The sequence below is a fragment of the Candidatus Leptovillus gracilis genome (assembly GCA_016716065.1).
In the GTDB taxonomy this organism is placed as follows: Bacteria; Chloroflexota; Anaerolineae; order Promineifilales; family Promineifilaceae; genus Leptovillus; species Leptovillus gracilis.
This window is the reverse complement of record JADJXA010000001.1, coordinates 635079-658957: the sequence shown is the minus strand read 5'-3', so window position 1 is coordinate 658957 and position 23879 is coordinate 635079. Positions and strand designations below refer to the sequence as shown.

16 protein-coding genes and 1 other RNA gene are annotated in these 23879 nt (G+C 58.7%); 11 read left to right on the top strand and 6 right to left on the bottom strand.

Annotated features, from left to right (window positions below; genetic code table 11):
• The first annotated feature begins 145 nt into the window (after window positions 1-145).
• From IPM39_02750 to IPM39_02720, 7 genes are all read left to right on the top strand, one after another.
• Window positions 146-1513 (top strand): MerR family transcriptional regulator, encoded by a 1368-nt coding sequence (locus tag IPM39_02750; protein MBK8984992.1) that lies wholly within the window; start codon window positions 146-148, stop codon window positions 1511-1513.
• A gap of 150 nt (window positions 1514-1663) precedes the next feature.
• Entirely contained in the window at window positions 1664-3076 is a 1413-nt protein-coding gene (locus IPM39_02745; GenBank protein ID MBK8984991.1) for a deoxyribodipyrimidine photo-lyase, read from the top strand.
• Window positions 3077-3171: 95 nt separating this feature from the next.
• Window positions 3172-4707 (top strand): phytoene desaturase, encoded by a 1536-nt coding sequence (gene crtI / locus IPM39_02740; GenBank protein MBK8984990.1) that lies wholly within the window; start codon window positions 3172-3174, stop codon window positions 4705-4707.
• A 69-nt stretch (window positions 4708-4776) separates the two neighbouring features.
• The gene (locus IPM39_02735) at window positions 4777-6162 is read left to right on the top strand and encodes a cytochrome P450 (protein ID MBK8984989.1); all 1386 of its coding nucleotides are present in this window, start codon (window positions 4777-4779) and stop codon (window positions 6160-6162) included.
• Entirely contained in the window at window positions 6152-7243 is a 1092-nt protein-coding gene (locus IPM39_02730) for a glycosyltransferase (protein ID MBK8984988.1), read from the top strand. The genes IPM39_02735 and IPM39_02730 overlap by 11 nt, the downstream gene beginning before the upstream one ends.
• Window positions 7244-7363: 120 nt before the next feature.
• Window positions 7364-8218, top strand: coding sequence for an alpha/beta fold hydrolase (locus tag IPM39_02725; GenBank protein MBK8984987.1), 855 nt, complete (start codon window positions 7364-7366; stop codon window positions 8216-8218).
• 184 nt (window positions 8219-8402) lie between these two features.
• Window positions 8403-9818, top strand: a complete 1416-nt coding sequence (locus IPM39_02720; protein ID MBK8984986.1) for an MFS transporter — start codon at window positions 8403-8405, stop codon at window positions 9816-9818.
• Window positions 9819-9845: 27 nt separating this feature from the next.
• Here the strand turns inward: IPM39_02720 and IPM39_02715 are convergent, their stop codons facing one another.
• Complete coding sequence (locus IPM39_02715) at window positions 9846-11498, bottom strand: sulfatase-like hydrolase/transferase (protein ID MBK8984985.1); 1653 nt, start codon at window positions 11496-11498, stop codon at window positions 9846-9848.
• 202 nt (window positions 11499-11700) lie between these two features.
• Here IPM39_02715 and IPM39_02710 point away from each other — a divergent pair, with 202 nt between their 5' ends.
• The gene (locus IPM39_02710) at window positions 11701-14871 is read left to right on the top strand and encodes a DNA polymerase III subunit alpha (protein ID MBK8984984.1); all 3171 of its coding nucleotides are present in this window, start codon (window positions 11701-11703) and stop codon (window positions 14869-14871) included.
• Here IPM39_02710 and IPM39_02705 read toward each other — a convergent pair.
• From IPM39_02705 to IPM39_02685, 5 genes are all read right to left on the bottom strand, one after another.
• Window positions 14861-15109: a hypothetical protein gene (locus IPM39_02705; protein ID MBK8984983.1), complete on the bottom strand. Its 249-nt coding sequence runs from the start codon at window positions 15107-15109 to the stop codon at window positions 14861-14863. The two genes, IPM39_02710 and IPM39_02705, sit on opposite strands and share 11 nt — an antisense overlap.
• Window positions 15076-17184 carry a glycosyltransferase family 39 protein gene (locus IPM39_02700; protein MBK8984982.1) on the bottom strand — a complete coding sequence of 703 codons (2109 nt, stop codon included), beginning with the start codon at window positions 17182-17184 and terminating at the stop codon, window positions 15076-15078. Before IPM39_02700 ends, IPM39_02705 begins: the two co-directional genes overlap by 34 nt.
• 143 nt (window positions 17185-17327) lie before the next feature.
• Window positions 17328-18323 (bottom strand): sodium:calcium antiporter, encoded by a 996-nt coding sequence (locus IPM39_02695; protein MBK8984981.1) that lies wholly within the window; start codon window positions 18321-18323, stop codon window positions 17328-17330.
• Between the two features lie 58 nt (window positions 18324-18381).
• Window positions 18382-18738 carry a hypothetical protein gene (locus IPM39_02690; GenBank protein ID MBK8984980.1) on the bottom strand — a complete coding sequence of 119 codons (357 nt, stop codon included), beginning with the start codon at window positions 18736-18738 and terminating at the stop codon, window positions 18382-18384.
• A gap of 39 nt (window positions 18739-18777) precedes the next feature.
• Window positions 18778-19659, bottom strand: coding sequence for a prephenate dehydrogenase (locus IPM39_02685; GenBank protein MBK8984979.1), 882 nt, complete (start codon window positions 19657-19659; stop codon window positions 18778-18780).
• Between the two features lie 213 nt (window positions 19660-19872).
• Here IPM39_02685 and gcvT point away from each other — a divergent pair, with 213 nt between their 5' ends.
• The 3 genes from gcvT to ffs all read left to right on the top strand — a co-directional run bounded on the left by gcvT (window position 19873) and on the right by ffs (window position 23848).
• On the top strand, window positions 19873-23007 hold the full coding sequence (gcvT, locus tag IPM39_02680) for a glycine cleavage system aminomethyltransferase GcvT (GenBank protein MBK8984978.1): 3135 nt from the start codon (window positions 19873-19875) through the stop codon (window positions 23005-23007).
• 151 nt (window positions 23008-23158) lie between these two features.
• A complete protein-coding gene (locus IPM39_02675) occupies window positions 23159-23662 on the top strand; it encodes a phosphoribosyltransferase (GenBank protein ID MBK8984977.1) in 504 nt (167 codons plus the stop codon).
• Between the two features lie 87 nt (window positions 23663-23749).
• Window positions 23750-23848, top strand: an RNA gene (gene ffs / locus IPM39_02670) — signal recognition particle sRNA small type.
• The last annotated feature ends 31 nt before the right edge of the window (window positions 23849-23879 follow it).

Below are 23879 nucleotides of genomic sequence, written 5' to 3'. Positions count from 1 at the left end.
TTGCATACTCAGTGCCAATTGAATTTTATCTTAACATGATGTAACGCTTTTGTCAACATATAATATGTGCAAATTGTTGACAATTTCTCTTTTTCATGCTAATCTCACAATACCGATTGGAAAGGTAATAAGGGATTCCTATATTATGAGCTTGAGCAAAGTACCAACATATAATCTAAAAGTGGTGTTACAAGAAACCAACATCAAACCAGACACATTGCGCGCCTGGGAGCGTCGCTATGGTTTGCCCAAACCCAAACGCACCCAGGGTAGACATCGCCTTTATTCTGAGCATGATATTGCCGTCATCAAATGGTTAATCGTGCGTCAACAGGAGGGCATGAGTATTAGTAGAGCGATACGGCTGTGGCGCAACTTAGAGGAAACTGGACAAAATCCTCTGGATGGAATGCACCCACCGCTGACCACCCAATTAAACCAAAATAATGGTATCACAGTACCAACAAGTGTCAACGAGGTCGGCGGCAGCGTGGCCGGGTCAACCATTAGCGACTTACGGCAGCGATGGATTGACGGCTGTCTGCGCTACGATGAATTGGTCGCTGATAGCGCCCTGACCCAGGCATTTGCCCTCTATCCGGCCGACATGGTTTGTCTGGAGGTTCTGCAAAAGGGGCTGGCCCACATTGGCGAGCTGTGGTTTTACAACAAAGCGACTGTACAACAGGAGCATTTTGCTTCGGCTTTGGCGATGCGTCGTCTGAATACCCTGGTTACGGCCGCCCCCCCACCCAATCGCCCTGGCAAAATTATCGTCGCCTGCCCGGCCGATGAACACCACGTATTTGCGCCTTTGTTTCTGACGCTGATGCTGCGTTATAAAGGCTGGGAAACTATTTATTTGGGCGCCAATGTGCCACGGGAATATCTGGAGACGACCATTGCCTCAACGAAGCCAGACCTGATAGTAATGACGGCGCAGCAATTGCATTCGGCCGCTTCCTTATTTCAGGTAGCCGAATTTCTGCATCAGGAAGGGATTAGTCTGGCCTATGGCGGACGCATCTTTAGCCTGACGCCGGCGCTGCGCGGGCGCATCGCTGGGCATTTTCTGGGCGAACAGTTGGACACGGCCGTTCCCACCATTGCCAACATTTTGTCCAAACGGCCGTCCGCCCCAGGCCACGAACCCATTGCCCAGAAATACCCAATCGCCCGCCGCCACTTCCGGCAGCGTCAGGCCGCGATCGAAGCCGAAGTGTGGCGCGTCTTACAACAAGAAGATTTCCCCTATGAACACATCACCAACGCCAACATGCACCTGTCCCGGGACATCAGCGCCGCCCTGACGCTGGGCAGCGTCTCTTTTTTGGGGTCAGAAGTGGCCTGGACAGAAACATTGCTGCTAAACTACGATATGCCGCCCGATTTGCTGCACCGCTACCTGGACGTGTACCGGGACGCCGCCAGAGTGATGATGCAGTCCGAAGGCGCGCCGATCATCGAATGGCTACAATGCGTCACCGGAACCAGCGAAGCTCCTTGCGATTAGCGGTCGGCAGCCAGGCAGCAACAGCCTGGTACCCGTAAGCGGTAATCCGTAGGGGCCACCTCTGGCAAATGCCAACGGAAAACGGGATACGGACTTCGGCCTACGGATACTAGCAGACTTTGGCAGCTTTGTTGTCGCCCGAAACATATCATGACCCAAACAGGAATCTGGTGGATACGGCGCGATTTACGCCTGACCGATAACCCGGCTTTAACGGCCGCTTTGCAACACAGCGCGCAGCTCATCCCGGTTTTTGTGGTTGACCCGGCGCTGGCGAACAGCGGCCCCGTGCGGCAGGCTTTTCTGTGGGCTGGGCTGCGCCGCCTGGATGACGACCTGCGCCAATTGGGCAGCTATCTGGTGGTGCGTCACGGCCGTGTCCCATCGGAATTAGCCGCGCTGCGCCAGCAAACCAACGCCGTCCTGTTCGCCGAGGAAGATTATTCGCCCTACGCCCGCCGTCGCGACCAGGCCATCGCCGCCGACCTGCCCCTGACCCTGGTTGAGGGCGTGACGGTTCATCCGCCGGAAACTATTCTGAAAGCAGACGGCCGTCCTTATACGGTATTCACCCCCTTTAGCAAACAGTGGCGGGCACGGCCGTATCCCAGCCCAGCCGATCTCTTGCCCAAACCAGACCATATCACCACCCCACCCGGCATTTCCAGCCTGCCCGTGCCGGCCACACCGGAACTGCCAACGGCCGTACCGTTTTTGCCCGGTGAAGCTGAAGCACAGCGTCGTCTGCGCGCCTTTACCAGCGGCGACAACGCGCCTGTCTTTGCCTACGCTGACCAGCGCAACCAGGTTGATCAGGCGGGTACATCGCAGCTTTCGCCTTATTTGCGCTTTGGTATGGTCTCGGCGCGGCAGGCGGTGGCCGCCGCCCGCGCCGCCTGGATGACCGCTGCCGATGAAAACGGCCGTCGCAGCGCCGACGTCTGGCTCAACGAGCTGATCTGGCGCGAATTCTACGTCAACATCTTGTACCACTTCCCTCATGTGCTGACTGGCAGCTTCAATCCGGCCTACGATGCCATCGTCTGGCGCAACAACCCGGCCCATTTTGCCGCCTGGCAAAACGGCCGTACCGGGTTCCCCATCATAGACGCCGCCATGCGCCAATTGGCCGCTACCGGCTGGATGCACAACCGCGCCCGGATGATCGTCGCCTCGTTTTTGGTGAAAGATTTGCTGGTAGATTGGCGCTGGGGCGAACGCCACTTCATGAAGCAACTGGTAGACGGCGATCCAGCAGCCAACAACGGCGGCTGGCAGTGGACGGCCGGAACCGGCACAGACGCCGCGCCCTACTTCCGTATTTTCAACCCCACCACCCAAAGCGAGAAGTTTGATCCCGACGGCCGTTACATCCGCCAATGGGTTCCAGAGTTAACGGCCGTGCCCAACGCCTACATCCACAATCCGGCGGCCATGCCCCCGCTGGAGCAAAGGCGTCTGGGCGTCATCATCGGCCAGAATTACCCCCGGCCCATCATAGACAGGCAGCAAACACGTTTACAAACCCTGGCGGCTTACAAAGAAGCCCGCGAATCGGTATAATTACACAAACACACATTTGGGGGAAGCCAGGATTTCCATACCCCTCGCCACAAACGGCCGGTATCTGTCATCCTCCCCACTAAAAGGAAAAACACATGTCACAAAAAGTAATCATCATTGGTAGTGGTTTTGGCGCTCTGGGCGCGGCTGCGCGGCTGGCCGCGCGGGGATACGATGTCGAACTCTTTGAAAAACAAAACAAACTGGGCGGCCGCGCCTACGTCTTTGAACAAAACGGTTTCAAATTTGACGCCGGTCCCACCGTTATCACCGCCCCCTTCATGTTCGACGATATTTTTGCCGCCGCCGGCCGCCGCCGCGAAGAGTATGTTGAATTTGTCCAACTAAATCCCTTTTATCGCATCTTCAACCACGAGGGCCGCGCCTTCGACTACAACGACGACCCGCAGTTCATTGCCAATGAAATCGCCAAATGGAACCCGGCCGACGTCGCCGGTTATGAACGGTTTATGGCGACCACCAAAGCCATCTTCGAGAAAGGCTTTGTCGAATTGGCCGACAAACCCTTCCTGAGCGTCGGCGATATGCTGCGCGTCGCCCCCGACCTCATCAAACTGCAATCCTATAAATCGGTCTACAGCTATGCCTCGCAGTTCGTGGAAAATGATTTCCTGCGCCGCGTTTTTTCTTTCCATCCACTGCTCATTGGCGGCAACCCGTTTGATTCCTCTTCGATTTACGCCATGATCCATTATCTGGAGCGGGAGTGGGGCGTCCATTATGTTAAAGGCGGCACGGGCGCGTTGGTGGCCGCTCTGGCAAAGCTGACGGAAGAATTGGGCGGCCGTTTCCATCTGAATGCCGAGGTAGAGGAGATATTTGTACACGGCCGTCGCGCCACCGGTATTCGCCTGGCCGATGGAACCATCCACCGGGCCGATCACGTCATTTCCAACGCCGACGTGGCCTGGACCTACCTCAACATGATCCCCGCCAAAGCGCGCAGCCTGCGCAACTCCGACACGCGCTACAAAAAACTCACCAAATACAGCATGTCGCTGTTTGTCATCTACTTTGGAACCAAAAAGCGCTATACCGATACCAACCTGGCCCACCACAACATCATCCTCAGCGAACGCTACAAGGGGCTGCTGGCCGACATCTTCAAAAACAAAACCCTATCCAAAGATTTTTCGCTCTACCTGCACATGCCCACCCTCACCGATCCATCCATCGCGCCGGCCGGGCACGAAGCCTTCTATGTTTTATCGCCAGTCCCCCACCTGGGCGCGGACATAGACTGGACCGTCACGGCCAAACCGTACCGCGACGCCATCATGCAGTTCCTCGAAGACAACTACCTGCCAGACCTCCAGGCCAACCTGGTCGCCGAACATTACATTGATCCGTTACACTTCCAGAACCGGCTGAACAGCTACATGGGGTCCGCCTTCTCCGTGCAGCCGGTACTCACCCAATCGGCCTGGTTCCGGCCGCACAACCGCTCAGAAGATTTCGACAACCTTTACTTTGTTGGCGCGGGAACTCACCCCGGCGCGGGCTTGCCTGGCGTGTTGTCTTCATCTAAGATTGCCGAAGAATTAATCGTCAGCAGCTCGCCGCTGCCAGCAGCGGCGCGTAAGCCGCAAACGGTCGGCGGGCAGCGGTGAGACGTGTTCAGTGTTTGGACTGAACACTGAATACTGAACACTGAACACCAAACAATAAAAAAGGACCCCATGACCCTACCTGATTCATCTTGCCCCCTGCCTGTGGCGGACCCGGAAAGTGGCAGCAAGATTCTCAAAGAGTTGATCCGCGACCGTTCGTTGTTGACTTCCCTGGCGCTGATGCGCAAGTATGTGGGGCCGGCGTTTCAGATTACGCTGCCCCGCTTCCAACCGGCGGTGTTTGTCGGACCAGACACCAACCGGGAAATCATGGTCACCAAGCGCGACCAGTTTATCTGGCGCAAAGAGAGCGACCCGGTGACCAAGCTGCTGCGCCGGGGCGTGTTGGTGGTAGATGGGCAGGAACACGACGACCTGCGGGCGGTGATGGACCCACCGCTGCACCGCCGCCACGTGGTCAACCATGTGGCGGCTTTTTGGCGCTATACCGATGAGGTGATTGATCGCTGGGCCGACGGCCGTACCGTAGATATGCTCGTCGAAATGCGCAAAGTTGCCCTGCTCATCCTCATGGGAACCATGTTTAAGGTGGAATTTAGCCCCGACCTGGAACGGCTGTGGCAGCCCATCCTCAAAGCCATCAGCTACATCTCGCCCGGTTTGTGGATCATCTTCCCCAACCTGCCGCGGCCGCAGTACCGGCGGGCCATCGCCGAAATAGACGCCTATCTGTACGGCGTCATCGCCCAGCGACGCGCCGACCTGGCGCAAAACGCGCCCGGCGCGGCCGGCGCGCCCGGCGCGCCCAACGACCCCGGCGACCTGCTGGAGCAGCTAATCCGCAGTGGCCTGGACGATGACCGCATCCGCGACCAGATGTTAACCATGCTCATCGCCGGGCACGACACCAGCACGGCGCTGCTGGCCTGGGTGTGGTACTTGTTGGGCAGCCACCCAGAAGCGATGGCTCAGGCGAAGGCGGAGGTAACGGCCGTTCTCCCCACCGCCGCCGAACCGCCCACCCTGGAACAAATCAACCGGTTGGATTACCTGGACATGGTGATCAAAGAAGCGCTGCGCCTCTATCCGCCGATCCACGCCGGCAACCGCCACGCCGGGACAGACATGGTCGTAGACGGCTACGAAGTGCCCCAAGACACCCGGGTGATGTATTCCATCTACCTCTCTCACCGCGACGAACGCTACTGGGAGGAGCCAGACAAATTCTGTCCGCACCGCTTCGACCATGCCCAAAGCGAACAAGGCGCGCGGCCGCCATTGACCTATGTGCCCTTCGGCGGCGGCCCGCGCAACTGCATTGGCGCGGCCTTTGCCCAGGTGGAAAGCAAGGTGGTGTTGGCGCGCATTCTCCAACGCTTCGATCTGGAGCTGCTAAACGGCGCAGAAATCAAGCCCTACATGGGTGCAACATTAGAACCCCGACCGGGCGTCCACATGAAACTCACCGCTGCCGAGACGCGCCATGTTGGATAACGCCCTCGACCGGTGGAAACACACCATTTATCTGTCGCTGTTGGCCCCGCCGCTGGCTTACCGCGCCAACCGCATGTATCAGGCGCTGCCCGCTCTGACCAGCCAACCGGCGGCACGGCCGTTACCTTCTCTCTCCATCATCATCCCGGCGCGCAACGAGGCGCATAATTTGCGTGTGCTGCTGCCATCGCTGCACGACCTGTGTTATCCGGGCAAGTTGGAAATTATTGTGGTGGATGACAATTCAGAAGACGAGACGGCCGTTGTCGCCCAATCTTATGGCGCGCGCCTGATTCAACTGCGTGAACTGCCGCCAGGTTGGTTGGGCAAACCCCATGCCATGTGCCATGGCGCGGCGGCCGCCAGAGGGGACTGGCTGCTCTTCACCGACGCCGACACCATTCACACGCCGCACAGCCTGGCCCAGGCGGTACAGTATGCCCTGGACCATCACCTGGACGGCGTCAGCCTCTTTTTGGAACAGAAGTGTCGCGGTTTAACCGACCGGTTGGCGCTGACAGCCGCCTTTGCCGGGCTGTTTACCGCCTGGCAGCCGGCGTCGGCACATCTGAACGGGCAATACATTTTGCTGCGGCGGCAGGTCTATGAAGACAGCGGCGGCATGACGGCCGTGCGCCACGAAGCGCTGGAAGACCTGGCTTTGGGCCGCCGCCTGCGGCAAATGGGCTACCACGTGCAAATGATGCGCGGCGAAGACGTGGCCCAGGTGCGCATGTACCACAGTACCCGACAAATGTGGCAGGGCATGAACCGCCTGGGGTCACAATCGCTCCGTTTCTCCGGCTTCCATGCGTTGTGGATGGTCTTTTTTATCACCATTACGATGAACCCGCTGCTGGTCCTGCTGGCGGTGCTAACCGGGCGCATCCCACGGCGCTGGCTGCCGCTGACCTGGACGGCCGTCGCCCTGGCTTTCTGGCCCTGGTCGCGCCGATTTGGACCGGGTTGGTACGCGGCGTTTTCTCCTCTTGGGGCGCTGGTAGTGCAGGTGGCCGGGGCGTGGGGCATGGCGCGCCGTCTGTTGGGGCGCGGCATTCTCTGGAAAGGCCGGACGGTTTGAGGAGTTCAATGGGACGCGGATAGACGCGGATGCAGCCGGTTTTCGCGGTTTTTTATGACTTATCCGCGCTAATCGGCCGCTTCCGCGATCATCCGCGTCCCGTTTTCGAGAATGGGGCATATGAATCTCAGCGAATTGGGGTTATTTAGCGAGGAAGTCTATCAGCCGTTTTTTTGGCCGGGCGGACCGGCGGCGGCGCTGTTGGTGCATGGTTTTCCGGGCACACCAGCGGAAGTACGGCCGTTGGCCGCCGCGCTCCATGCCCAGGGGTGGACGGTCCACGCCCCACTCTTGCCCGGTTTTGGCCCGCAAATTGCCGACATGTTTACCTATGGGCAAGAAGATTGGGTGACGGCCGTTCGCCAGGCCCAAACCCAGCTGCGCAGCCAATACGAGACAGTCCTGTTGGTGGGTTACTCCCTGGGCGGGGCCATCGCCCTCAACATCGCTGCCCAGGAACCGCCCAACGCCCTGGTTCTGCTGGCCCCCTTTTGGCAAATTGGCGGCCCGGCCATCGCCGCCGTCTGGCGCGGCATCCGCCAACTTTTCCCCGAAATCCAGTTCTTCAAATGGATAGATTTCTCCAACCCGCAAATGCAGCGCGTCTTTGAAAACTGGCGCGACGTGCTGGACCTGGACGATCCGCAGGTGCAGGCGGCATTACAATCGCTGCGCGTCCCGGCGCGATTTGTGGACGAGATATTGGCCCTGGGGCAGGCGGCCAAAGCGGCCGCGCCGACCATCCACCTGCCCACCCTGGTCATTCAGGGCAGCCAGGACATCACCATCGCGCCCAAAGCGACCCACGAATTAATGCGCAGCCTGGGCGGGCAGGTGCATTACCACGAATTTGCCACCGGCCATGAATTGACGAAGACGGATACGGCCGTGTGGCCGCACATCCAACGCGCCTTCGTGGCGTTTGCGGAGCAGGTGCGTCAGGGCCAGACGCCAAACACAACGCCTGACAAATGAACAGGCGACTTGATGAGTGTCCCACTCACCACCACGCATGAAAAGGTCTAGAGTTGTCAAATCTTTAAGATTTGACAACTCTGTTTTCGTAGGCGTACAAACAAACGGCCGTTACCTGTGGTATAATAACTGTCATCATGTGTTCGAGTTCGGGCGACCACTTCACCCAACCAGGAGGGTTCCCATGTCGAAACAGATTCCGCGTTGGCAGCTTATTGTCTATTCCTCTGGCTCGCTAGCCTCGGCCGTTTCCTACCAGGCATTCAGCACCTACATCCAATTCCTCTACATTGATGTCTATGGCCTACGCGCCGCCTGGGTTGGGCTAACTTGGTCCATCTATGGCCTTTGGAACGCCTTTAACGATCCCCTGGCTGGCTACCTGTCTGACCGCACCCAAACCCGTTGGGGTCGGCGCATCCCCTGGATAGCCGGTTCGTTTATCCCCCTCAGCATCACCTTTTACCTGCTGTTTGTGCCGCCGGCCGGTCTATCGGCCCAGGCGGATGTATCGCTGCTGCTTTATTTCATCTTCTTTGTCCTGGCCTTCGACTTGCTGTGGACCATCGCCGTGATGAACTGGACGGCGTTGTTCCCAGAAATGGTTCCCGACGAGAAGCAGCGCGCCAACGTTTCCGCCTGGCGGCAAATTTTTTCGGTGATCGGACTAATGGTGGGTGTGGCCCTGCCGCCCATTTTGGCCGGAGAGGATTGGAGCGGGGTGCGCGTGGTAGCGGGATTGGTGGCGGTGGTAACGGCCGTTTTCTTCGCCCTCTCCCTGCTTGGCAGCCGGGAACGGCCGGAATTTACCGCCGACGAACCCCTGCCCCTGCGCGAATCGCTGCGCGCCACAATGACCAATCGCAACTTTTTAGCCTTCTTGGGGGCCAATCTGATGGTGCAGTTTGTCTTCCTGGCCCTCACCTCTACCACGCCGTTTTACACCAAATACGCCCTACGCCTGCAATCGGACCTGACAATCGGCGGCGTAACGTTGGACGTGGCGACGCAGAACTCTCTTTTTCTGGCCTCGGCCTTTGTTGTGGCGCTGTTGGCGATGCCGGTTTGGGCCAGGTTCACCCACCGGCGCGGCGCGTGGCAGGCGCTGCGCCTCTGCTGCCTGACATCGGCGGCCATTGTGCTGACGTTGTTCCTGGCCTACGATTTTTACAGCGGCCTGCTGGCGATTATGCTGTTTGGGGCCAGTCTGGCCGGGCTGCTGATGCTGACCGATTTACTCATTGCCGACCTGGTGGACGCGGATGAATTGGTGACCGGAGCGCGGCGCGAAGGGCTGTATTTTGGCATGAATGGCTTTGTCATTCGCCTGGCCTTTACCATCCAGGGGGCCATCACCGGCACGGTGCTAACATTGACTCGTTATGTGTCGCCAACACCAGGAGTGCTGTATCCAGAGCAGCCGGACACGGCCGTATTAGGCATTCGTTTCATGATCGCCGTAATCCCGGCGCTGGCGCTGGCAGCGGCCTATTTTATTCTGGGGAAGTATGGGCTGCGTGGGGAAGAATTGGCGGAAATGCGCACGGCCGTTGCCGCCCTCCACGCCCACAAACAATCCCAACTCCCGGCTGATAGGTGATGAGTCCATAGCCTGAGTTTGTATCTACTATGGCGCTTCATCAGGTCTGTCAAAATTAATGCTTTGCCCATTTCCACCTAAATAATACCTGTCTGCGGAATCAGAGGCTTTCATGAGGAATAACGAGGAGGGATAATCGCGGATTCTTGCTTCTGAAGGAACATCCATCAAATCTAATAGTGTGGCAAAGATATTATAATGGCTTGCACGGTATTCTACATCTAGCCTATTATCAAAGTCGCCTATTAATAAAAGCGGTACTAATGCTTCGTTTTTTGTCTCTCCGCAGTGTGACCAAGACGCCCCATTTTCTATCAGTGTCTGACCATGATCAGACGTGTATAGAAAAATAGTCTGCTCAACAGCCTGCGGCTTCGGGATAAGTCGGCGAAAGAAGGTGTCAACATTATAAAAAATAGCATTGTCATAGGTGTTGGAGACCATTGCTAAATCATCATATGCTTTTCGTGATGGAATAGGCGTCCATATTGCTTGTTCAGGTGGATATACGTCATTGTAATGAAAATGCACCCCTTTTTTATTGATGACAATAAAGTTTCCGGTATTTTGTTGTATCACTTCGGCAACCGCGTCAGCTGCACGAAAGTCTGCATCTAGGTCTTCGCCTAACGTTTTTACATTGACCCAATGGTCTATGTATTGCAAGTCATCAACCCTCAAGCCCGTCCATAAGTATTTTGTTTGGGCATCGAAATAATAAGTTTGATAACCCATCGCTTTGGCATATTGAAAAATAGTCGCATTTTGATCGGCTCGTTTTTCATCATCTGGAAGAGTAGAGAGTCCTGCAACAATAACAATATTGGAACTCATGCTACAAGTTGCTGATGAAACGGCAGTTCCCCAATTATGCACCTTTCCTTTTACGGCCAATTCCTCCAGATAAGGCGTTGTAGGACGATGATAGCCGTTGATGCCCAAACGATCTCCCCGCACGCTCTCATCAATAATCAATACGATATTATTTTGCGGCGCATTATCACTTTGAAACGGAACCTCCTCTCGTAGATAGACAACCGATTCGGTAAACGCGGCACTGGTTAGCGTCTTGAACATACTCTGTATCGCTGGAGCAGGTGTGTCTTTTTGGCCAACGTAGTAGATGGTGACATTGGCGCCAACAATAAATAGAGAAAGCAAAAGAAAGCTCTTAAAGCCATATCGTTTTGATTGTTTTGTCCACAGAAATAAAAGTAAATAGATGGTGATGGGGATAAAAGCAAAAGGATCAAAAAAAAGTGCCGCTGAATCTAGCCACAAATCAGGCGGAGAGTTTCTGGCTGTATTGAGATCAGTAGCAGTTATAAAGCGATGCAGCGTATTCCAATAGTTATATTGAACCAAAGTAGCTGAGGACAAAATCAGGAAGTAAACGATCCTAACCCTGATTTGAGAACTAAATGAAAGCCATAGAAACAAGAAGACAATAAGAAAGGAGAAGATAATCTCAGTGAAGCCTTGCAGTCTATAAAGAATAGGAGCATGATAACTTCTAAGTATCCACAGATATATTATGTGCCGTGGAGACAGAAAGGTTTCCTCTAACGCATATAAAAATAGCACGAAGAGAATAGCGGACAAAAACGCTCGGTTCTGAAATACCTTGTGAATGCTGATTCTTTGAATGCTTGATGTGTTATCTTTTGCCATTGACTTCATGTTAATTTCTTGCACAGCAAGCAAGAGTGACTTTGCCGAAAGAAGTGAGCATATAAAAGGCAGGTTGCAAAACGCATTGTATCGTATTGCTGTAGCCCTAGCCGTATGACCATATTACTATATTCACCTGCGGAACCCACGATAGTAAACTACTTTTCCTCCCATCCCACCACCTCTCCATCCATGACGGCCGTTCCCTTCCATGTTATCATCCCCACCGATGAACAGCCTCAATCCTGCCCGCTTCACCCACCTGCGCGTCCACTCCCACTACTCCCTGCTCGGCGGCACGGCGTCGGTGGCCCAGTTGGCCGCCCGCGCCGCCCAAGACGGCCTGAAGGCCCTGGCCCTGACGGACAACCATGCCCTCTACGGTGCTGTCGCCTTTAACCGCGCCTGCCATGCCGCCGGAATCCAACCGATTCTTGGCCTGACGGCCGTTCTCCCCCCACCCGAGCCTCACCCCACCGGGTTAGACTCCCTCTCAACGCTTACCGGCCAGATTGTGCTGCTGGCCGATGGACCAGAAGGCTACCGCTCCCTCTGCCGTCTCACCTCGCTGCTGCAAGGCAGCCTGGAACGGCAGGCGCAGCCTCTGCTGCAATGGGACGAACTTAAAGCCCACCGCGCCGGTCTGATTTGCCTGGACGGCGGCCAGCAAGGCTGGTTGTACCGCTACGCGCAAGCGGGCAGCGCCCGGGCCGCCGCCCGCTACGCCGGCCGGTTGGGCAGCCTGTTTGAAGAGAACGGGTTCGTGGGGTTAGAGTGGCAGCGGGCGGAAGATACGGCCGTTCTCCAGGAAATCAGCGCCATCAGCCAGCGTTTCGGCCTGCGGCCGGCCGTCGCCCAACCTGTCTACTGCCTGGCGCCGGACGATGCACCGCTGCTGCCCGTGCTGGCAGCCATCGCCGCCAACTGTCACGTAGACGCCATCCCCTTCGACCCGGCCCGCACCGTCCACTGGCTCTCGCCGGCCAACATCGCCGCACGCTTCGCCGCCTTCCCCGAAGCGCTGACGGCCGTCCACGACATCATCAGCCAATGCCAACCCAGCCTGCCAGATGGCCGTACCCTCTGGCCCACCCTCGCCCTGCCCCAAGGCCAGACTGCCGAAGCAGTGTTGCAAGAGCAAGCGTCCACCGGACTGAAAGAGAAGCTGGTCATTCACCAACACGAATTGACAATTGACAATTGGCAATTGACAATTGACAATTACGCATCCCGCCTGACCCACGAACTTGCCGCCATCAACCGCTGCGGCTTTGCGCCGCTCTTCCTGGTAGTGGCCGACATTGTGCGCTTTGCGCGGGCAACGGCCGTGCCCGTCAGCACCCGCGGCAGCGTGGCCGATTCGTTGGTCGCCTACGTCCTGGGCATCACCACCGTAGACCCGGTCGCCAACGGCCTGTTGTTTGAACGCTTCCTCAACCCGGCGCGCCAGGGTCTGCCAGACATTGACCTCGATTTTTGCAGCCGCCGCCGCGACGAAGTGCTGCACTACGTGCGCCGCACCTACGGCCCCGACCGCGTCGCCCTCGTCGCCACCATCAGCACCATGCAGCCCAAATCGGCCGTGCGCGAGACGGCCAAAGCGTTTGGCTTCGATGAAAGCGGCATCAAGAAACTCACCGCCCTGGTCCCACGCGGCTGGCATCCCGACCCGCGCCGCCGCGAACCGATAGACCTGGAGGCCATCGTCGCCCAACTCGACGACGACAAAAGCAAAAATGTGTTCCGCCTGGCCTTCCGACTGGTGGGGCAGCCCCATCACCTCAGCATCCATCCTGGCGGTCTCATTATCACCCCCGGTCCACTGACGGACACTGTGCCGGTGCAGTTTGCGCCCAAAGGCTTCCTCACCACCCAATACGACCACCACGATGTGGAAGCCATCGGCCTGCCCAAGCTAGATTTACTGGGCATCCGCGCCCTCACCGTGCTGGCCGACGCCGCCGAAATGGTCTGCACCCGCCACGACGCTAACTTCCACCTGGAAGCCATCTCCCTGAACGATCAGGCCACCGGCGACGTATTGGCTCGCGGGACGACCATCGGCGTCTTTCAGTGTGAATCCACCGGGGCGCAGCGCACCTTGCGCCAACTTCAGGCGCGCTCCGTGTGGGATTTGGCCGTCGCCAATGCCTTCTTTAAACCCGGCCCGGCCACCGGCGGCATGGCAAAATCGTTTGTGCGCCGTTACCGGGGCGAGGAAGCCATCACGTACCTGCATCCGGCGCTGGAACCCATTTTAGGGCCAACGCAGGGCGTGCTGCTGTTTCAGGAACAGGTGCTGCGCGTCGCCACGGAAATCGCCGGGCTAAGTTGGGCGCAGGCCGACCGGCTGCGCCAGGGCATGAGCAAATTCCAGGCGCGCGAAATGGCCGCGCTGCGGTTGGCGTTTGTGCATGGCTGCCAACGCAAAGCGCCGGATGGCCCAGACTTTACGCCGGAACAGGCCAATACGCTCTGGGAACAGGTGGCCGCCTTTGCCGGGTACGGCTTTAACCAGGGACATGCCACCGCCTACGCCGACGTCAGTTACCGCTCCGCTTACCTGAAAACCCATTTCCCGGCCGAATTTCTTTGCGCCCGTTTGGCCGACCATGGCGGTTTCCACCACCCGGCCGTCTACATGGCCGAAGCGCGCCGCTTGGGCATCCCGGTGCGCCCGCCGCACGTGAACATGAGTGGGCGTAAGGTGACGTTGACAGAACTGCCAATCCTTAACCCCCAATCCTCAATCGTCCATCCCCCATCCCCCATCCTCTGGCTTGGCTTGGGCCAGGTGCGCGATGTGCGGCGGGAGTCGGTGAAGGGGATTGTGGCGGCACGGCCGTTCAGTTCTTTGGCCGATTTGTTGGAGCGGGTATCGCTGCACGCCAAAGAAGTCAGCCATCTTATTCAGTGCGGGGCGCTGGATGGATTGGGCGAGAGCCGGGCGGCGCTGCTGGCCGAAGCGGAGGCGATTGGGTGGGCGGGCAGCGCCCGGCAGATGGCCTTTGCCTTTGCCCGCGCCACGCCGGCGCCGGAAAGCGCGGCGCAGCGGCTAGAATGGGAGACCCATTTGCTGGGCCTGCCCATCAGCGTGCATCCGTTGGATTTGTTTGCCGGGCAAATCGAGCGGGCGCTGCCCATTCGCCGCCTGCCGCAGAGCCGGGGGCAGCTTGTGCGCATCGCCGGGGCGCGCTTGCCGGGCTGGACCGGCGGCAAAGGCTACTTCCTGGATGATGGCGACGATTTTGTCGTTGTGCAGGGGGTAGAAAGAGGTGATTTGCCGGTCGGTGTGGCGGTGGTGCTAGACGGCCGTTACCGCCACGACGAATGGGGTACGGCCTGGTTCCAGGCAGCGGCCGTGCAGAAGCTTAATCCCTGACGGAGTCCGATATGGCGACAGCGAAGATACGCAGAGATTGGCTGGCTGTGTCCGCGGCGTCGCCGGGTGCGGCTGCCAGGGGCAGGCGCTGGCCGGATTGGGGCGAGTAAAGGCCCAGACGCACCACATAATCACCCGGCGGCGTGTCTAAAGCGGGAATCAACGTCACCGGCTGCGCAATGATGTCGCCGCTCTCCAGGCCGGTCAGGGCAGTGGGCCAGCCGTCAAACTGGGCCACAATCTGCGCGGGTTTGGCGGCCGCCGAGAGGTGGATGAAGGCGGCCAGCGGCGCGGCCTGGCTGGGGCGCGGCGCAGCCACTTGCCCGGAGGCGACCTGCCAATAGAGGGTGAGAGCGAGGGGTTGACCGGGGGCAACGGCCGTTTCCCAGCCGCCACATAGCCCAACAACGTCAACGCTCCGCCAAAGTCAACGCCCAATGCCTGAAAGCCTTCCGGCGGCGTGAAGCCTTCGCCCAGAGGGTAAATCGCCCCCGGCGCCTGCACCCATTTGGCGATGAGACGACGGCCGTCAGACACACCCAGTTCCTCTGGCGCAATGTCGGCGATGGAACGGCCGTCATTCACCACCAGCCGGTCTAATGGCGTCGCCGCCGGATAATCTACCCGGTAAAGGCAAATGGAATACCCGGCGCAGGCCACCGGCTCTTTGCCCTGAAAATAGGCGTAGATGTCTGTGTTTTGCAGCATCAGCCCCAGGCGTTTGCTCGTTTCGCTGATGGCGTACCAGCCAGGCGGCGGTGTATACGGGTTGTAGGCGTCTATCTCCGCCCCGGCGGTGAAACGGATAAAGCCGGGAATGGGCTGGTAGGCAATGCCGTATTTCTCTGGCAGCGCCGTGCCAAAATAGCCCAGGTACACCTGGTTTATGCCCTGCTCAAGCAACAGCTGGCGCAGCAGGATGAGGTCCTGGCCCCAATCCACGTTGGAATCTACCAGCAGGGTACGGCCGTTTTCCGGCCCGCCGGCCAGTTCATTAAAATACGCCTCCTGATGCGGCCACAAACGCAGCGACCCGACCATATGCCACACCAGCAGCAAGGCAATCAGAAGAGAGAAGAAGGAGAAGTTTGCACCACGGAGGCACGGAGGGCACGGAAGTTTTTTGATTTTTTGCCTCCGTGCCTCGGTGATGTTATCTGCCGACAGTTTTTGTCCAATTTGCGCCGCCAGCATGATGAGGAAGGGCACAACAGGCAAAATGTGGCGGTAGCCAATGGTGATGCGACCGGTCATTGCCAGGAGCATAAAGAGCAAGGGGGGCAGCCAGAGAACGGCCGTTTTGCCCCATCCCTTTTTTTTGACGGCGATGAACAGGCCAACGGCCGTTAAACCCAACAGTGGCAGCGACGTTTTCAGCGCCAGGGCCACCGGGAAATAACTCCACCAACCCCGGTCGGACACTTCCCCCAGCAGGTAGGCCGCTTTGGGCTGCTCTTCAATGACCATAAACGTGTCCCACAGGCTGTACGGGTAAAAGGGCGCGGGAATGGGCCAGGGGAAGCGGCTGCCGGGAATGAGACCCACGTCAAAGCGGTAGATGGCCCACAGGGTGGCATAAGCGACAACCGCCAGGGACAAAAGCGAGCGAATAAGCGCCGACCAGCCGCCGGCCGTCATTGGCTGCTCGCCAGCCGCCACGCGCCACGCCAGCGCCACGCCCACAATCATCGGCCAGACCATCAGCCCGGTGAATTTGGCAGCCATCGCGCCACCGGCCAGGATGCCCACCCACAGCAAATTGAGGCGCGACGGCCGTTCCAACCACAACCACAGCCGCCACATGGTCATCGTCAGCAGCAGCGCCAGACCCAAATCGGTGGTTAACAAACGGCCGCTGGCGATAAGGTTCGGCTCGAAGGCGGCCAGGACGAGGGCGATCCAACCGGCGGCCGGCCCGGCCATTTGCCGCGCCCACACAAACAGGACGGCGGCCAGGAGGGTGGCAAGGCTGATGATGGCGAGACGGCCGTACACCAACATCTGCTGTGGATTCTCATTGGCCTGCCACAAAAACACGTCGGAGAAGATAAAGTAGTCGCTTTGCGCCCAAGAAGGGTGGTCGGTGGGCAGCACGATGCCCTCCAAGAACAGCAGGGGCAGCGCGCCGAACACGTCCACCAGCGGCGGGTGGCTGGTGGACAGGCGAAAATCGCCGGTTTTCAGGTAGGCGTACCCGGCGGCGATATGGTACTCCTCATCAAACGCCGCCGACTTCAGCGGCGAAGCCAGCGCCGCCTGCGCGGCAAAGGCCAGCAGCCCCAGGCCCAACAAAACCCATTCCCACCATCGCACAGGTTACAATCCTTTTATACGCAAGATTGGACAAACCTTCTGAGATTTGTCCAATCTAAATGTGTAACTCGTTCCTCGATTTCTGTGCGCTTGTACATGGTAAACGGCCGTTTTGCGCCATCAAATCAGGTAAAACAGTGGCCTTATATGCCAATGCCGTTAAGGAAAAGGAGATACATAGCCAACAAATAAACAACGATAATGGCGACGGCGTCCAGTTCGATGAACAGGAATTTGCGTTCCACCCGGGCCAGGTTGCCAACGAGCGCCATATTGGTTAGCAGGATGCCCAGGACAGCTACCAGAACGAAGCTGTCGTCAATGTCGCCCAGGAAACGGCCGTTGACGTAAAAGAAATCGGCAAATCCCAACGCCAGCATGTTAAACACACTGGAACCAATCAGGTTGCCCACCGCCATGTCGAACGCGCCGATACGCACAGCCGCCAGCGCCGCCAGCAGTTCCGGCAGCGACGTGACCACGCTCAACAGCGCCGTACCCACAAAACCGCCGCTCAGCCCGGTGAGTACAGCGATGGCGGCGGTGCTGCTAACCAACAATGGCACGGCCGCCATCAACACCACCGCCGCCGCCGCAAACCCCAAAGCGCCGCGGCGCAGGCTGGGAAAACCAGGGGCAGGTTCAGGGGCAACGGCCGTTGCCACCACCGCCGCCCCCCGGTTCTCGCGCTGAATCATCCAGATACCGCCAAAGTACAGCAAGATAAGTAAAATGCTCTCGATGCCCACCCAGCCAATCATCACACTGATGTTCGCCAGCATAAAAATGACGGCCACCAGCATCAATATCGTGGTCAGAGCCGCTGTCAGGGCATGGCTCACGGCAACGCGCCGCAGCAGCGGGACCTGGTAATTCACCAGGTCCACAATTGCCAACAGCACCATATTGACCATATTGCTGCCGAAAAAATTACCGGCGGCCAAATCCGGCTGCCCCAGACGAAAAGAGCTGATAGAGGCAATCATTTCTGGCAGTGATGTTGCCCCGGCCAGAAAAATTGTGCCCACAAACAGGCCGCCCAGCTTCGTCCGCACAGCGATCACATCGCCATACTCGGCCAGCTTAATCGCCGCCCACACCACAATCGCCGACGTAATGAGAAATTGTATCCAGACCATAGTTGCTAATTGTTGTCAATTGATAATTGTCAATTGTCAATTGTCAATTGTCAATTGACTACTGCTCTCCAGCATACGGATCAGGTAGACCCCAGGTTTTTATCACCGGGACCATAAAGACGATGCCGGTGTGCGGTTGGCGCAGGTCGCCGAGGACGGTTTCGGTGGCGGCAACGGCCGTTTCCGCCTGGGCCACATCCTCAATGACGGCAAACAAGGTATTGTGCCCCACCCGGCCGCTGCCAAAAAGCTGGCTAAAACCGGCGTACATCTTTTGCGGCGTTTCACGCGGCAAAATGCGGTTCAGGCCGGTGCTTTCGATGATTGTCACCCCCTTGACCCCGGCGTTGGTCCACGCTTGCAGCACCTCATTCAACCGGGTGCTGTCGTCCAGCACCATCATCAGCATGTACATCACATCCTCCTGATAACAAGGAACGAGGAATGGAGGCGTTCATCTTCCCTCCTCGTTCATCGTTCGATATTCCCGGTATTGGCGTTGTGTTTCGGTCAGCCAGGCGGTCAGGGCCGCTTCATCGCCAGTTTGCAGCAGGGTGACGACCCGGTTTAATTCGTCCTGATACCCCTGCAATTGGGCTAAAACGGCCGTCCTATTCGTCAACAAAATATCCAACATCATCCTGGGGTCCGTGCCCGCCACCCGCGATGTGTCGCGGAAGCCGGAGGCGCTGACTGCCCAGGCCCGATCGTCGCGCAGGGCAGCGGCCGTGCGCATCAGCGCCGCGGCCACCACGTAAGGCAGATGGCTCACCCCGGCGACAATCGTATCATGCACATCGGGCGGCAGGAATAACGGCCGTGCCCCCACAATTGCCAACAGCTCCAAGACCAACCCTTCAACGGCCGTCGTCGTCCGCTCATTCTGGCACAAAACAAACGTCTTGTCCCGGTACAAATCCGGTGTCGCCGCGCTAAACCCGGCCGTCTCCTTACCACACATCGGATGCCCGCCAATCGCCTGAAAGCCCAGTGGCAGCGCCGCCATCGCCCGGCAAATATCGCCCTTCGTGCTGCCCAGGTCCAGCACCATGCAGCCCTCTGGCCGCAGCCGCGCCAACTCTGCCAGCAGCCCGATGATGCTGCGCACCGGCGTCGCCAGAATCACCAAATCGGCGTCGCCTACACCGGCGGCAAAATCGGCCGTTACCACATCCGCCAGCCGCGCCGCCGCCTGCCGCGTCGCCGGATTGGCGTCCACTACCGTTAGATGGGTGGCGGTCGGCTCCGTCGCCAATCGCTGCGCCAATCGCAGCGCCAACGCCAGCGATCCCCCCATCAACCCCAGGCCAACAATCGTCACCCTTGCGTTCAACATCGTGCGCCGATTATACACACATGGGCGTCAAACAGTGCCACAATTGTCCATTTCCTGTTACAATTCAGGCGACGAGAGGTTGAGTTTTCCCACTTCCTTTACAAAGCAATACAGCAAAATATAGGGAATTAGAAGCCGCCTGACCACGCCCGACGGCCGTGTTTGGGCTATCCTCGTTTCCCACCCAAGAAACCGCATTCCCAGGAGAACATCATGTCTAAGAACTATCTTTTTCACGGTTCGGTGGCCGATTTAGACCCCGATTTGTCGCAGTTGTTACAACGCGAGGATGAACGCCAGGACAACACCATCATCCTCATCGCCTCCGAAAGCGCTTCGCCGGAGGCTGTGCGCGAGGCCATGCGCAGCAATTTTGGCAACATTTACGCCGAAGGTTACCCGCGTGAAGAGAGCCGCCGCCAAAGCCAGGCGGACATCATGGACCTGGACCTGGAACTGGCCCATTACCGCCGCTACAGCGACCCCCGCTATTACAAAGGCGTCGAATACGCCGACATGCTGGAAGCGCTTACCCGCCGCCGTGCCGCCGAACTCTTTGCCGCCAACGGGATTACCGCCGACCAGCTTTACGTCAATGTGCAGCCGCTCAGCGGCGCGCCAGCCAACAGCGCCGTCTACACCGCCTTGTTACAGCCTGGCGACACCATCATGGGGCTGAATTTGAACGACGGCGGCCATTTGTCGCACGGCGCCCGCGTCAATCGCTCCGGCAAAATCTATAACAGCGTGCCCTACTTCGTGGACCCACACAGCGAAGTGCTGGACTACGAGGCCATCGAAAAGCTGGCGCTGGAGAGCCGGCCGCACATCATCGTCGCCGGCTATTCCGCCTACCCCAAAATTGTGGATTGGCAGCGCTTCCGGGCCATCGCCGACCAGTGCGGGGCCATCTTCATGGCCGACATCGCCCACATCTCCGGGCTGGTGGCTGCCGGAGTGCATCCCAGCCCCATCGGCATCGCCGACGTGGTGACGACGACGACCCACAAGAGCCTGTGCGGGCCGCGCGGCGCGATGGTGATGACCCACAAAGTTGACCTGGCGCGCAAGCTGGACCGCGCCGTCTTCCCCGGCGAGCAGGGCGGCCCACACCTGAACACAATGGCCGCCCTGGCCGTGGCCCTGAAACTGGCAAAAACAGATCAATTCCACGAACTTCAGGAACGCATCGTCCACAACGCGCAGCGGTTGGGGGCCAAATTGCAGGAACACGGCCTGCGGCTGGTGGGCGGCCAATCGGAAAACCATTTGCTGCTGGTAGACACCAAGAGCGTGCAGGCCAACGGCGAGCATCTCTCCGGTGACATGGCGGCGCGGATTTTGGACGTGGCCGGGATTGTCGTCAACCGCAACACCATCCCCGGTGACAAAGGGGCGCTGAATCCCACCGGCCTGCGGCTGGGTACGGTGTGGATCAGCCAGCTAGGTTTTGGTGACGCGGAGGTGGATTTGCTGGCTGAAGCCATCACCACGACGCTAAATGGCTGCACGCCGTTCACCTATCTGGCGTTGGGCGGCAAAGAGAAGGCGCGGGCGAAGGTGGATTATGCCGCCTTGCAGCGGGCGCGTGAGATTGTGCGTCAGCTTCGCGGCACGGTGAAACCGGCGGCCAACAGCCGTCTGGTGGAAGTGCGCGGCGCGGCGGCGCGCGAGCTGCTGAATAACGCCCTTTCCAGCGACGTATTGGCGCTGCAAGATAATGAATCGCAGGTGACGCATGTGTATGCGCCGGGCCTGTCGGCGGAAGGGGTGTTGTATCGGCATGGGGCGGATTTGTACCACCTGATTTTTGCCAACAAGCAAGAGGCGCAGGATACGGCCGTCTGGCTTTCTGCCTTGTCTGATGGTTACGTGTTGTTCCAGGATGTGTACGCCAAACTGCCCGGTCCGGTAGCCATCCGCACGCTGGAACCAGAAAACCTGTTGGAAAAAGGGGCGTCGGCCATTATGGGCGGCATCATGGAACTGGCCCAGGCGGTCAGCGGTCAAACGGACCCAACGGCCGTTGCTGCCAGCAAACCCTATTTCATCGGCTGCGAAAACCACACGGACGGCGATGCGCTGCCCGCCTTCACCTGGGAAGAACCGGCCGACCCGCCGATGAAACGCACCAACCTCTATGACACCCACGTGGCGATGGGCGGGCGCATGATCCCGTTTGGCGGCTATGAGATGCCGGTCTGGTACAGTTCGGTCAGCGAGGAACATCAGGCGGTGCGCGAGGCGGCCGGGCTGTTCGACGCCACCCACATGGGTGTGTTGGACGCCAGTGGGCCGCAGGTGGTGGAGTTTCTGAACGCCGTCACCACCAACGACGCCAGCTCCCTGGCGGTGGGCCAATCGCATTACACCTATTTCCTGCTGCCCGATGGCTCGGTGGTAGACGATCTGATGATTTACCGCGTGGCCGCCGAACGTTTCATGATTGTGGTGAACGCTTCCAACAACGACAAGGATTGGGCGTGGCTGAACGCGGTGAATGAGGGGCGGGTGTGCATTGACGAGACACGGCCGTTTGCTCGCATCCAACATCCCATCACCCTGCGCGACCTGCGCGACCCGGCGCACGGAGCCGACTGCCGCGTGGATGTGCCGCTGCAAGGCCCCCAATCGCGTGATATTTTGCTGACGCTCATTGACGACCCGGCTTTCGCCCGGCGGCTGAAGGCGCTGCCCTGGGCCGGCGTCACCAGCGGCCAACTGGCCGGGCTGGATGTGGTGGTCTCACGCACCGGCTACACCGGCGAGCGTATCGCCTACGAGATTTTTGTCCATCCCGACAAATCGCCCGAATTGTGGCAGAAACTCATCGCCGCCGGTGAGCCATTTGGCATCAGACCGTGTGGATTGGCGGCGCGCGACAGCACGCGCACCGAGGCCGGGCTGCCGCTCTACGGCCACGAACTGGCCGGCGACCTGGGCCTGAACCCGGCCGATGCCGGATTTGGCAGCTACGTGAAGTTGTGGAAGCCATTTTTTGTCGGCCGCAGCGCTTTTATTGCCTACGAGGCGAAACGGGACCGGGTGATTACCCGCTTCCGCATGAATGAGAAGGGTGTGCGCCGCCCGGAAAGCGGCGACCCGGTGTTGGACCGGCGCGGCAAGGTGATTGGCCGGGTGACAAGCTGCGCCATTGACGGCGAGGGCTACTTGCTGGGTCAGGCGGTGCTGCCGGTGATGATGAGCGAGGTGGGAACGGCCGTCTACATCTATCAACTTGGCGGCGGCCAGCGCCCCATCCGCGTGCCGGAAGTGGGCCTGGGCGCGCGCCTGCCCATACCCGACGCGGCGACAGTGTTGACGCGGTTTCCGGTTAGGAGGAAGTAGCCAGTAATCAGTAACCAGTGTTCAGTGTTCAGTCCAAACACTGAACACGTTGCAGTTGACACCCTCTTTGGGAACGTGTAGGATTGCGGACACGAAATTGGCAGTACGATTGTCTTGATTTCTTCTGGAAGGAAGGTAGAGGAGCTTCTTCATGCGTCGTGAAGTATTAACCTGGTCTGACATAGACAAACTGATTGATTATTTAGCGCCGCAGATACACGGCCGTTACGATTCGATGATGATTGTGACTCGCGGCGGCATTATCCCCGGCGGCATGTTGGCCGAGGCGCTGAACATCACCTACATTCTAACCGCCTCCGTGCGCTTCCCGGCCGATTTCCCCGGCCTGCAATCGCACATACAAAGCAAATACGCCATCCCCGAATTTATCCAGTTTCCCGACAGCGAACTGCTAGAAGGACGGCGCATCCTGGTGGTAGACGATGTCTGGACCAAAGGGCGCAATATCACTACCGTCGCCAACCGCATAGACGCCGCCGGGGGCATCCCCGACACCTGTGTCTTACACTACAAGCCTACCACCTCCCTCTATCCTGGCCTGACGCCCACTTACTACGCGGCCGTCACCGACGCCTATATTATTTACCCCTGGGAGCTTGATCGCGGCCCAGAAGTGTTGGGGGTGTGGAACTGACTCTTCCGCACAGCGCATTGACCAATCAGGTCGTTTTTGTTAGGATCAGGCGGCAATCGGGTTGGATGTGCCCGTAAGACCGGTGACGACTGGGTCCCTGGCGGCGAAAGCCGTCGAACCGTGTCAGGTCTGGAAGGAAGCAGCACTAAGGCGAACCTTTCGGGTGCCCAGGAAAACCTGGTAGTCATCGGTTTTACGCGCACATCCTGACTTTGGA